General features: G+C 71.0%; 12 protein-coding genes. 7 read left to right on the forward strand and 5 right to left on the reverse strand.

The window, feature by feature from the left end:
- Window positions 1-1271: 1271 nt before the first annotated feature.
- Together ACTFTM_RS05345 and ACTFTM_RS05350 are read right to left on the reverse strand one after the other, a co-directional pair.
- Window positions 1272-1730 carry a hypothetical protein gene (locus ACTFTM_RS05345; protein WP_449564741.1) on the reverse strand — a complete coding sequence of 153 codons (459 nt, stop codon included), beginning with the start codon at window positions 1728-1730 and terminating at the stop codon, window positions 1272-1274.
- Between the two features lie 89 nt (window positions 1731-1819).
- The gene (locus ACTFTM_RS05350; protein WP_449564742.1) at window positions 1820-2014 is read right to left on the reverse strand and encodes an acyl-CoA carboxylase epsilon subunit; all 195 of its coding nucleotides are present in this window, start codon (window positions 2012-2014) and stop codon (window positions 1820-1822) included.
- 90 nt (window positions 2015-2104) lie between these two features.
- On the opposite strand from ACTFTM_RS05350, the gene ACTFTM_RS05355 reads away from it, so the two are divergent.
- Together ACTFTM_RS05355 and ACTFTM_RS05360 are read left to right on the forward strand one after the other, a co-directional pair.
- Window positions 2105-4078, forward strand: a complete 1974-nt coding sequence (locus tag ACTFTM_RS05355; protein ID WP_449564743.1) for a protein kinase domain-containing protein — start codon at window positions 2105-2107, stop codon at window positions 4076-4078.
- 65 nt (window positions 4079-4143) lie between these two features.
- On the forward strand, window positions 4144-4371 hold the full coding sequence (locus tag ACTFTM_RS05360; protein WP_449564744.1) for a hypothetical protein: 228 nt from the start codon (window positions 4144-4146) through the stop codon (window positions 4369-4371).
- A gap of 82 nt (window positions 4372-4453) precedes the next feature.
- Here the strand turns inward: ACTFTM_RS05360 and ACTFTM_RS05365 are convergent, their stop codons facing one another.
- Window positions 4454-5206 (reverse strand): GH25 family lysozyme, encoded by a 753-nt coding sequence (locus ACTFTM_RS05365; protein ID WP_449564745.1) that lies wholly within the window; start codon window positions 5204-5206, stop codon window positions 4454-4456.
- Window positions 5207-5333: 127 nt separating this feature from the next.
- Entirely contained in the window at window positions 5334-5879 is a 546-nt protein-coding gene (locus tag ACTFTM_RS05370) for a Uma2 family endonuclease (RefSeq protein WP_449564746.1), read from the reverse strand.
- A gap of 90 nt (window positions 5880-5969) precedes the next feature.
- Between ACTFTM_RS05370 and ACTFTM_RS05375 the strand changes: the two genes are divergently transcribed.
- The 4 genes from ACTFTM_RS05375 (at window position 5970) to ACTFTM_RS05390 (ending at window position 9235) form a co-directional block, all read left to right on the forward strand.
- Window positions 5970-6713, forward strand: a complete 744-nt coding sequence (locus tag ACTFTM_RS05375; protein ID WP_449564747.1) for a M50 family metallopeptidase — start codon at window positions 5970-5972, stop codon at window positions 6711-6713.
- A 122-nt stretch (window positions 6714-6835) separates the two neighbouring features.
- Window positions 6836-7819: a ketopantoate reductase family protein gene (locus tag ACTFTM_RS05380; protein WP_449564748.1), complete on the forward strand. Its 984-nt coding sequence runs from the start codon at window positions 6836-6838 to the stop codon at window positions 7817-7819.
- Window positions 7820-7881: 62 nt separating this feature from the next.
- Window positions 7882-8382, forward strand: a complete 501-nt coding sequence (locus ACTFTM_RS05385) for a SigE family RNA polymerase sigma factor (RefSeq protein ID WP_449564749.1) — start codon at window positions 7882-7884, stop codon at window positions 8380-8382.
- Entirely contained in the window at window positions 8375-9235 is an 861-nt protein-coding gene (locus tag ACTFTM_RS05390) for a hypothetical protein (protein WP_449564750.1), read from the forward strand. Before ACTFTM_RS05385 ends, ACTFTM_RS05390 begins: the two co-directional genes overlap by 8 nt.
- A 139-nt stretch (window positions 9236-9374) precedes the next feature.
- Here ACTFTM_RS05390 and ACTFTM_RS05395 read toward each other — a convergent pair whose 3' ends face one another.
- A complete protein-coding gene (locus tag ACTFTM_RS05395; protein ID WP_449564751.1) occupies window positions 9375-10958 on the reverse strand; it encodes an acyl-CoA carboxylase subunit beta in 1584 nt (527 codons plus the stop codon).
- 85 nt (window positions 10959-11043) lie between these two features.
- Between ACTFTM_RS05395 and ACTFTM_RS05400 the strand changes: the two genes are divergently transcribed.
- On the forward strand, window positions 11044-11919 hold the full coding sequence (locus ACTFTM_RS05400) for a biotin--[acetyl-CoA-carboxylase] ligase (RefSeq protein ID WP_449564752.1): 876 nt from the start codon (window positions 11044-11046) through the stop codon (window positions 11917-11919).
- Window positions 11920-11987: the final 68 nt, after the last annotated feature.

Here is an 11987-nt window from a genome sequence, read left to right on the forward strand (position 1 = left end):
TTCCCAAGGGTGATCGGGATCCCAAGGAAGTATGTTGTCTGCCCGCCTTCGGTCGGTCGGCCTAAGAGCGGTGGGCTGAATACCGTTAGCGCTCGTTGATCCTGGCGCGCCGCCTACCGGTGAGATGCCTGCCGTCGGCGGCAGACCGCGTCCTGACCCAGGTCGGGAACCCGCGCCCCCGCTTGGCGCTGTGCCTGCTCCGCCGCCGCCAATGACACCACCGACAGGGTTAACGCGTCGAGGCGAGTTTTGAATTGGACCAGGTTGGTTGAGGCCCACGCTTGGTGTACCCCCAATCAGACCCCCCGGTGGCATGGGGCGGCTGGCAGCCGGCGGTGCGGCACGTTGCGAAAGTTCTTTGGCTCCGATGTGGGGCTTGTTATTCGCAGGCGGCGTTGGCGTTAGGCCGCCTAGGGGTGTGGCAGAGATGACGGTTGGCAGGCTTGGCGATGTCGTGGATGGCGCTGATCCGCGCGGCGTGGGGCTGGCTGTGCCCGGCATTAGTGCTGAACCCGTTCCGCCCAGCACTGGCCCCACCCCTCCGAGATTTCGAACAGGCGCACGTTCGGCCGAAGGCGCCCTGTCAACCCTCGTGGTCGGAGTGTTCGTTGGCATCGGTATGGCGACGACCGGAGGGATGACTGGGCCTTGTGCACTGGTGCCGTATGCGTCTGGATCGTTTGGCTGATGGCCCGTGCGTGGCGGCGGGGGTGGGGGTTTTTGGAGGGTGGCTTGGGCTTGTTGTAGTTCGCCACTGAGGCTGAACATCATCGCCCGTGCCTGCACGTTCAGCCGTTCCAGGTCGCTGTCCGTCACGGGCGCGTCCACGGCCCGATTGCCCATGACCGCCTTGGGGTCGGCGGCGGTGGCCTCGTACGCCCGCTTCTGTTGGAGTTTGGTCGCGTACTCCTCGTGGAGCTTGCGAAGCTCGGCGCGGGTGGTGCCGATGGCCTGGGTGGCGGCGGACAGCGCGGTGTAGTTGGCGGCGGCGGCGTCGTGGGTGTGTCGCACCTTGGCGATGAGGTCGTCGAGTTGGGCGAGGTACGTGCCGGAGGCGGCGCTGGTCTCGGGGGGCCAGGCTTCGGCGAGTCCCCGCCGGTACTCCTGGAGTCGGCCGAGGTGGATCTGGGCGAGGTCGCAGACCTTGCGCCAGCCGGCGACCTGCTTCCAATGGGCAGTGGTGTCGTGGTCCTGGAGGCACGCCCACATGCTGTTGAGGTCCATCAGGTGCCAGTCGGTCTGGCCGGAGGTGCGGCCGCCACCACGCTCGATCACGGTAGGACCACCGGCCTTTCGCTGTCGGGGGCGGTGGGGTCGCTCAGTGTCGGCGTCCGGCTGCCGGGTAGGACGGTTCCCGGGTCGGCGAGGGCGCGTCGGACGTCGACGGCCCGGGCGGCGGAGAAGGCGTCGCTGTCGGCGTACTGGGTGGCGACCCGGTCGGCGACTGCCGCGAGGTGGCCGGTGGCGCCGCGGACGGCGTACACCATGTCGGTCGTGGCCTGCTGCGTCTCGTGGTGGGCGTGCAGGAAGGTGACCAGCTCGACGAACGCGTCGCAGGGGTTGGGCACCTTCGCGGACATGTCCTCGGCGATGTACGACAGGTGGGGCGCGTAGTTGCTCTCGACCTCGGCGGCGAGCCGGTCGGCGAACTCACGGAGTTGACGGATGTCGGCCTCGATGCCGCCGTAACCGTGCAGCCAGGGCGCCGGCTGGTCCTCTTCGGGGATCATCGGTCCTCCCTGTCCGTCACCGCACCGTTTCCCTCAGTGAGATTAACGGCTGCACGCCATCCTGGCAGCCCCCACCGGGGCGACCTGGTTCAGCGAGGCAGACCGGATGCGCGCCAGGTGTCGGGGCCGGCGGGCCGCCCGCTGCGCGCCCAGGCGGACGCGGTCGCCGGCGCGGGTGCGGCGGCCGGGCGGGACCGGACGATGACCGCCCCGACCAGGGCAGCCAGTTCCTCGGCGGTGGGCACGCCGCGCACGACCCGGAACAGCGGCTCTTCGGCAGACATGCCGCCAGCGTACGCGGCCCGAAGTCACGTCAAGAGCACAGTGGCGTGCCGGCGGTGTGACCGTCGGCGGGTCCGGGTACCGTCTCAGCGATGTCGAACGCGCTCCCCCAACTTGTCGCTGACCGATACCGGCTTCTGTCGCCGCTCGGCCAGGGCGGCATGGGTCGGGTGTGGAAGGCGCGCGACGAGGTGTTGCACCGGGACGTCGCCATCAAGGAGTTGGTGCCGCCGCCCGGCCTCACCGACGAGGAACGCCGCGAGATGCGGGAACGGTCGCTGCGCGAGGCGCGGGCCATCGCCCGACTCAACCACGTCAACGTGGTACGCATCTTCGACGTCCTGCGCACCGACGGCGACCCGTGGATCGTCATGGAGTACGTGGCGTCGAGGTCGTTGCAGGACACCCTCGCCGAGGACGGGCCGGTGTCGCCGGCGCGGGCTGTCGAGATCGGCCTGGGTGTGCTCGGTGCGTTGAACGCGGCGCACAAGGCCGGCGTCATGCACCGCGACGTCAAACCGGGCAACGTGCTGCTGGGCGAGGACGGCCGGGTGGTGTTGACCGATTTCGGTCTCGCCACGATCCCCGGTGACCCGAATGTCACCCGTACCGGCATGGTGCTCGGCTCACCCGCGTACATCTCGCCGGAGCGGGCCCGGGAGGGCACCGCCGGGCCGGAGGCCGACCTGTGGTCCCTGGGCGCGACGTTGTACGCGGCGGTGGAGGGCAAGTCGCCGTACGCGCGGCCGTCCGCCATCGCCACACTGGCCGCGTTGGCCACCGAGCCGATGCCGCCGCCGAAGAACGCCGGCCCGCTCAAGCCGGTGCTCAACGGGCTGCTCCAGAAGGACCCGAAGGAGCGCATCACCGCCGAGGTGGCGGAGCGGTTGCTGCGTCGCGCGGGTGGCAAGCGGACGCGGGCCATCTCGCTGCTCGACGGCGTACGCCGGCCGGGGCCGAACGGTCCGCGGGAGCCGCGCCCGCCGCTCGTGCCGGCGCCACGGCCGGCCGAGGAGAGCGCCGCCCGTCCGGTGTCGCCGCCTGCACCGCGTACTCCGCCGCCGGTCGCCGCGGCAGCCGCGACCTCCCCCGCCGACGCCTCGCCGACGGAGATCGTGCCGGCCGACGCCGACCCGACGGCGGCGGTGCCGGCCGAGCCGACGGCGAAGATCGACCGCCCGTCCGAGGCTGAGCCGACCGCGACGGTGCCGGCCGCCGATGACAAACCCGGCGACGGTACGACGGACGGCGACGACGAGCCGACGGCCGTCGACGGGCCGCCGCCGGTGACGCCGGAGCAGCGCAAACCCGCGACGCCCACGTCGGTGATGCCGCCGGTGGGCCCGGCGGGGCGCGCGGCGGTGCCGGTGTTCGACGGTACGAAGCCGAACAACACCCGCCGGAACGTGCTGCTCGGGGCACTGGTGGCCCTGCTGCTGGTCGGCCTCGTCGTGATCGTGCCGATGCTGACCAAGGGCGACGACAACGAGACCCCGCAGGCCGACCCGACGACCGCCGCCGCGACCTCCGCAGCGCCGACGACCGCCCCGGCGGCACCCCCGCCGACGAGCGCCGCCGCCAGCCCGACTCCCTCGGCCACGCCGTCCGTGGACCCGAACGCGCTGCCGGCGGGCTGGAAGCTGCACAAGGACCCGGCCGGCTTCACACTGCCGATCCCCGACGGGTGGGTCCGCAGCCAGCCCGACGGCAGCACGGTCGTCTTCGACCAGTCCAACGGGCCGGGCGAACTCCTGGTGCAGTGGACGTCGACGCCGAAGGCTGACGCTGTCAAGGACTGGCAGCGCATCGAGCCGGACCGCAAGAAGATCGTCAAGAACTACCAGTACCTCAGCATCAAGCCGTGCGACTTCTGGAAGACCTGCGGCGACTGGGAGTGGCTGGAGACCCGCGACGGGCAGCGGATCCACGTCCGCAACCGCGGGTTCGTGACGGCCAGCAACCGGGGGTACGCCCTGCGGTGGGAGATCGCGGACAAGGACTGGCAGGCCAACCTGCCGAACTTCGACCGGATCGCCAAGGGCTTCGTGCCCGACCGGCAGGACTGAAACTCATTCGCATGACTTTCCGTTGTCGTGGGTAAATGACCTTCGACGACGGAAGGAGGTACGACATGGGTTACCGACGGAGGGATGCCCGGCCCCGGCTGGCACTGTGGATGCTCGTCGCCTTCGGCGACGCGGTCCTGCTGCTCATCGCCATGGGAATGCCGGTGTTCATCGCACTGCTCAGCGTCGTGACCGTTGCCGTCGGCGGGGTCGGCGCGTGGCGGCTGACCCGGCGGGGCGCACTGGCCTCCGAGGAGAGCCAGGTGCCGGCCCTGAGCCGACGGCGGGCCTGACCCGTAACGGTGGTGTGGCGGCAGCCGGACCGATTGTGCACCGTGAGGTGATAGTCGATCCCGCTGCCGCCAACGGTCCCGATCAGGTGTTGTTCGCGAGGGCGATCAGGCGGCTCCGGTCGCCGTTCCAGTAGTTGCGGTCCACGTTGCCGCTGATCCCGGAGACGGCGCCGCTGCTGGTGTACTGCCAGAAGCTCCACACCGGCGCCCCCGCCGGCAGCGTGCCCGGCGCGCTCGCCCAGCGGGCCAGCCAGAGCGGGTGGTTGGCCCACGGGCCGGTCCAGCTGCCGGTGCACTGGTTCCACCAGCTCGTGGTGGTGTAGATGACCGCGTACCGGCCGGTGCGCGAGCGGTAGGTGTTCAGGAAGTCCTGCACCCAGTTGCGCATTCCGGTGGTGCTGAGGCCGTAGCAGTAGCCGCCGCTGTACGGGTTCGCCTCGATGTCCAGCGCGGCCGGCAGCGTCCGGCTGTCCGCCGACCAGGCGCCGCCGTTGGAGGCCAGGTAGTTGGCCTGGGTGGAGCCGGCGGAGATGTTCGGCCGGGCGAAGTGGTACGCCCCGCGGATCACCCCGGCGTTGTAGGCGTTGACGTAGTTCGCGTTGAACGCCGAGTCCTTGACGCTGGTGCCCTCGGTCGCCTTGATGAAGGCGAACTCGATGCCGGAGTTCCGGACGCTGGTCCAGTTGATGCTGCCCTGGTAGTGGGACACGTCGATGCCGGCGGTGGTGGCCGCCGCCGCCGGGCCGGTGGTCGCGACCAGGGCCGCCGCCGCGGTGGCGAGGACGGTGAGGCCGGCCGCGAGCGCGCGGCGCAGCGATGATCGGGTACGGGCCATGAGTGCCTCCAGGGACGCCGGTCTATTGACGCCCATCTTTGGAGCTAAGTGCCCTTGATCGCAATAGCTGTAGAGAAAACTTTCATCGAAGGTTGTCGGTGCTCCCGATGACCGGGTTGAGGGCGGATCAGTGCAGCGCGGCCGGGTCGAGCTGCCAGCGGAACGGCTCGACCACGCTCAACGTCTCGCCGGCCTTGGCGACCTGGTCCTCGACGTAGTGCTCGCCGTCGAGCCGGTACAGGCGCAGCGAATGACCGTCGCCGTCCTGCTCGACCAGCAGGTACCAGGGGATGCGCGCGATCGCGTAGAGCTGCATCTTGAGTAGGCGGTCAGCAGCAGCGTTGCCCGGCGACAACACCTCGCAGACAAGTGTCATCTCGGCTGCCTCCACGACGGTGCCCTCATCGTCGGTATCCGCGACGACGACGTCCGGGATGACGATCCGGTCCCCCGCAAGCCGCACGTTGACCGCCGTGAAGACCGCCAGGACGTCGGCGGCCCGGGTGACGTGGTTGGCTAACCGACGCGACACCAGTTGGTGCCGCTTGCTTGGGACCGGGCTCAAAAGCAGGCTCCCGTCGAGCAGCTCGATCCGGTCCGGAGTCTCACCCAGGGCGAAGTAGTCGGCCTCGGTCCACGGGCCGATGTGGTGCTCCACAGACACAGCTCTCACTCGCGATCCTCTCCTCGTCCAATCGGCCTGACGCGTCATCAGCCGGTGCCTCGGGAGAGACACGGAACGCCGCCGGTAGGCTCGCGCCCCATGATGTCGATCGACGGGCTGGGCGACATGTGGGACACGCTGTTCGACGCGCAGCCGGACCCGCCTCCGCTGCTGGTGCTGATCACCGCGATCGTCGCGCTGGTGGTGGTGTCCACCCGGCTGCCGTGGCGGATCGCCCGCAACGCCATCACCATCGCCCACGAGGGCGGGCACGCGCTCGTCGCCCTGCTCACCGGCCGTAAGCTGCGCGGAATCCGGCTGCACTCGGACACGTCGGGCCTGACGCTCTCCGCCGGTCGACCCACCGGGCCGGGCATGATCCTGACCCTGCTCGCCGGCTACGTCGCCCCGCCGCTGGTCGGATTGGCCGGTGCCTGGTTGCTCGGCGGCAACCGGATCACCCTGCTGCTCTGGGTCGCGGTGGTGCTGCTGCTCGCCATGCTGATCATGATCCGTAACGCGTTCGGTGTGGTGTCGCTCCTGGTCACCGGGGCGGTGGTATTCGCCGTCTCGTGGTACGCGACACCGCAGGTGCAGGCCGCGTTCGCGTACACCGGGGTGTGGTTCCTGCTGCTCGGCGGGGTGCGGCCGGTGGTGGAGCTGCAACGCCTGCGTTCGCGCGGCCGGATGCCCGCCTCCGACGCCGACCAGCTCGCCGGGCTGACCCCGTTCCCGGCATTCTTCTGGGTGGTCTTCTTCGCCCTGGTCAACCTGGTCGCCCTGGTAGCCGGCGCCCTACTGCTGGCCGGCCCCATCCTCACCGACGCCGGCCTAACCCTCTAACCCCGGCCCCTCCCCGTCGATCATGGAGTTGTGGTCGGCTACCAAAGCCGCAATCCCTATGCATTCGGGCACATGACTTCATGATCGACGGGGTGCGTCGGGACGGCGGGCAGAATGGGGGCATGCGGTATGTGATCATCGGGGCGGGCGCGGTCGGCGGGACCATCGGTGTGCGGCTGGCGCGGGCCGACCGGGACGTGACCCTGGTGGCCCGAGGGGCGCACCTGGACGCGATCCGGGAGCGCGGTCTGACGTTGCGGCAGCCCGATGGCGACGTCACCGCCCGGCTCGCCGCCGTCGACGGTCCGGGCGATCGGGCGCTGCCGGCCGACACGGTGCTGGTGCTGACCGTCAAGTCGCAGGACACCGAGGCCGCGCTGGCGGCGTGGGTGGACGCCCCGGTCGCCGGTGGCGGTACGGCCGGTGACCGGCTGCCGCTGGTCACCGCGCAGAACGGGGTGGCGAACGAGCGGGCCGCCCTGCGGCTCTTCGCCGACGTGCACCCGGTCTGCGTCTGGCTGCCGGCCACCCACCTGGACCCGGGCGTGGTGGTGGCCAACGGACACCCGCACCCCGGGATGCTCCACATCGGCCGTTACCCGGGCGGTGCTGACGACACCGACCGGGCGATCGCCGCCGACCTGACCGCCGCCGGTTTCGTCGCGCCGGTCCGCGAGGACGTGCTGCGCTGGAAGTACGGCAAGCTGCTCAGCAACCTCGGCAACGGCCTTCAGGCGCTGCTCGGGGAGGACATCCCGGACGCCCTCGTCGAGCGGGTACGCGCCGAGGGTGTCGCCGCGCTCGCCGCCGCCGGCATCGGCCACACATCGCCGGAGGAGGAGCGGACCGAGCGAGGGGACCTGGTCCAGCAGCGTCCGGTCGGCGGCGCGGACCGGTCCGGCGGCTCCACCTGGCAGAGCCTCGCCCGGGGCACCGGCTCGACCGAGGTCGACCACCTCAACGGGGAGGTCGCGCTGCTCGGCCGACTGCACGGCGTACCGACGCCGGCCAACGTGGCCGTGCAGCGGGCCGTACGGCAGGCCACTCGGCAGCGGATCGCGGCCGGCACGTTCCCGCTCGCCGAGCTGGAAAAGATGATCGCCTGAGCCGGGCAACCGACGGCCCCGCCCGGCGCGTGTTCCCTGCGACCGACACGGGGAGGTAGCGGGTGCCGGACGTCGACGGGTTCGACGAGTTCTACCGGGGGAGCCGACAACGGCTGCTCGGTTTCGTCTACGCCCTCACCGGCGATCGGGTCGAGGCCCAGGACGCGGTGCAGGAGGCGTACATCCGGGCCTGGCAGCGGTGGTCGACGATCAGCGGGTACGACGATCCGGAGGCGTGGGTACGGGTGGTCGCCAGCCGTATCGCCGTCAGCCGGTGGCGCAGCCTGCGCAGCCGTGCTCGCGCGTACCTGCGGCACGGGGCGACCGAGACCGTGCCCGGGCCGGGGACCGACACCGTCGCGGTGGTCGCCGCCCTGCGTCGGCTGCCCGAGGAGCAGCGCGTCGCCATCGCGCTGTACTACCTGGTGGGCATGCCGGTCGCCGAGGTGGCGCGGGAGACCGCTGCCCCGGTCGGGACGGTCAAGGCTCGACTCTCCCGGGGGCGTACCGCGCTCGCCGGCCTGCTAGGCGTCTCTGATCTGGAGGAGGCCACCGATGCGTGACGACCCGACATTCGTCGAAGAGATCCAGCGGGAGCTGCGGGACGTGCGCTGGCCGGAGCCAGCGGAGATCCGCGCCCGCGCCCGCCGCCGGAGCCAGCGCAGGATCGTGGTGGCCACCGTCGTGCTGGCCCTCGCCGGGGTCTCCGCCGTGGCGGTCGCCGCTCCGAGGACGTCTCCACCGCCGGCTCTGCCGATCGCCGTGCCCACCGCTTCGCCGACCCGGCACGAGATCACCACCGACGCCCTGTTGCAGCCGGCCGACCTGTCGCAGCAGGTCGAAGTGCAGCTCAGCCAATCAGGGCTGGGCGAGCCGGTCCGGCTGGATCGCATGCTCGAGGCCTGCCGGACGAGCCAGGGGCGCTCGGCCGGCACGGCGTATTCGATCCTGTCCCGCTCGCAGACGTTCGTGCCCAGACGCGCTACGCCGATCCTCACTAAATCGGATCGCCTGGTCACGCAGGACCTGTTCCGGCTGACGCCGGACGCGGCCATCCAGCTTCTCGCCACGCTGGACGACGTGCTCGCCCCGTGTGCCGAGTGGACCAGCGTTGGAGAGTACGAGGTGGGCGGCGCGACGGGCACCGGGATGGCGACGCACCGTTGGGCGGTGGTCCAGCGCGGTTTCGCAGGCGACGGGGCTGTGCTGCTGCGGCACACCGGTACCCAGCCCGTCGACCAGAAGACGGGCGAACCCATCGGTTCGGCGCCCGGGCCGGACACCACCGCCGTGGTCCGCGTCGGTGACCTGATCACGGTGCTCAAAGCGGGGCAGGACGGCGGCGAGCTGGACCTGCCCCGCCTGGCGGAGGTCGCCGCCCGTCGGATGTGCGCCGCCGCCAACCCGGCCTGCTGAGTGCCGGCCGCGCGGCGAAGATCCGCGCAACTTCGGGGATGTTGCTGCCTCCCGCCGTGCGGAAGCAGCAGTTTCCCCGAAGTTGCGCCTATCCACCGCGACCAAGCGAGGCGCGCGGACCAAGCACGCGAGCCGGCGGTCAGAGCGGGATGTTGCCGTGCTTCTTGGGCGGCAGGGTCTCCCGCTTGGTGCGCAGGACGCGCAGCGCCCGGACGATCTGGGTACGCGTCTCGTGCGGCGCGATCACCGAGTCGACGTACCCGCGCTCGGCCGCCACGTACGGGTTGGCGAGCGTGTCCTCGTACTCGGCGATCTTCTCGGCCCGAACCGCCGCCGGATCGTCGGAACCGGCCAGCTCGGAGCGGTAGAGGATGTTCACCGCGCCCTGCGCGCCCATCACGGCGATCTGCGCGGTCGGCCACGCGAAGTTCAGGTCCGCGCCGAGGTGCTTCGAGCCCATCACGTCGTACGCCCCGCCGTACGCCTTGCGGGTGATGACGGTGACCTTGGGAACGGTCGCCTCGGCGTACGCGTAGATGAGCTTGGCGCCCCGACGGATGATGCCGTCCCACTCCTGCCCGGTTCCGGGCAGGAACCCGGGCACGTCGACGAAGGTCAGCACCGGGATGTTGAACGCGTCGCAGGTGCGCACGAACCGGGCGGCCTTCTCGGAGGCGGCGATGTCCAGCGTGCCGGCGAAGTGCATCGGCTGGTTGGCGACCACACCGACCGGCCGACCCTCCACCCGGCCGTAGCCGACCACGATGTTCTGCGCGTAGAGCGGCTGGACCTCCAGGAACTCCCCGTCGTCGAGGACGTGCTCGATGACGGTGTGGATGTCGTACGGCTGGTTGGCCGAGTCCGGGATGAGACCGTCCAGCTCGCGGTCCTCGTCGGTGATCTCCAGCTCGGCCGGGGTCTCGAAGACGACCGGCTCGTCCAGGTTGTTCGACGGCAGGTACGACAGCAGCGCCTTGACGTAGTCGACCGCGTCCTCCTCGTCACTGGCGAGATAGTGCGCGTTGCCGCTGCGCGTGTTGTGCGTACGGGCCCCGCCCAGCTCCTCCATGCCGACGTCCTCGCCGGTCACCGTCTTGATCACGTCGGGGCCGGTGATGAACATGTGGGAGGTCTGGTCGACCATGACGGTGAAGTCGGTGACCGCCGGGGAGTAGACCGCGCCGCCGGCGCAGGGTCCCATCACCAGTGAGATCTGCGGGATGACCCCGGATGCCCGCACGTTACGGAAGAAGATCTCCCCGTACAGGCCGAGCGACACCACGCCCTCCTGGATGCGGGCGCCGCCGGAGTCGTTGATGCCGATCACCGGGCAACCGATCTTCATGGCGAGGTCCATCACCTTGACGATCTTCTCGCCGAAGACCTCGCCGAGCGAGCCGCCGAAGACGGTGAAGTCCTGCGCGAAGACGCACACCTGCCGGCCGTCGACCGTGCCGTAGCCGGTCACCACTCCGTCGCCGTACGGGCGGTTGCGCTCCAGCCCGAAGGCCGTGGAACGGTGCCGGGCCAGCTCGTCCAGCTCGACGAAGGAGCCCTCGTCGAGCAGCATCTCGATCCGCTCGCGGGCGGTCTTCTTGCCCCGGGCGTGCTGCTTCTCGACCGCGCGCGCCGACCCGGCGTGCACCGCCTCGTCGACCCGGCGCTCCAGGTCCGCCAGCTTGCCGGCAGTGCTGTGGATGTTGGTCCCGGTCTCGGTAGTCACCCAGGGAATATAACGATGGTTCAGGTCGGAGCGGCTGTGCAGTACGCCTCAACGCCCGTACCGGTCGCCGCCGTAGGCTGACGGGATGCCGGGCTCCCCGTACACCGATCTGGACCGACCGCCGCTGTCGGCGGCCCGGCTGCGGCGCGCGCTGGTCGCGCCCAACGGACCGTGGACCCGCCTGGAGCTGTACGCGGAGACCGGCTCCACGAACGCGGACGTGTCCGACGCCGCCGTCGCGGGCGAGCCGGAGGGCCTGGTCGTGGTCGCGGAACGGCAGACGGCCGGGCGCGGTCGTCGCGGCCGGATCTGGCAGTCGCCGCCGCGTGCGGGCATCGCCACCAGCGTCCTGCTGCGGCCCGGCGACGCCGCGCCGGACCGCGGCTGGGCCGCCGTTCCACCCCCGGGGTACGGCTGGCTGCCGCTTCTCGCCGGCGTGGCGCTGGTCGAGGCGGTGGCCCGGCTGGCCGAGCTGGACGCCACCCTGAAGTGGCCCAACGATCTGCTCATCGGCGACGCGAAGTGTGCCGGTGTGCTGGCCGAGGCGGTGCCGGGGCGCTCTGCGGGCCAACCGCCCGCCATCGTCCTCGGTATCGGCCTCAACGTGACCCTGCGCGCCGACGAGCTGCCGGTGAACCCGACCGGGTTGCCGGCCACCTCGCTGCAACTGGCCGGCGCGGCGGCCACCGACCGGGACCCGCTGCTGCGGGCACTGCTGCGGTCACTCGCCGACTGGTACGACCGCTGGCGCACGGCCGGCGGGGACGCCCAGGCGAGCGGCCTGCGCGACGCCTACCTGGCCTCCTGCGCGACGATCGGCCGCGAGGTACGGGTCCTGCTGCCCAACGGTGAAACCCGGACCGGCACCGCAACAGGCATCGACAACGACGGCCAACTCCAACTGACAACCCCCACCGAAACCCGAGCCATCGCGGCAGGAGACGTCCTCCACCTCCGCTGAGCGCCTTCCAGCGGCGATCTTGCACTTTCTGTCGTGGCGTACCGGGCTCAAGGCCGCGTAACGGCAAC

This window comes from Micromonospora sp. RB23 (assembly GCF_053585025.1).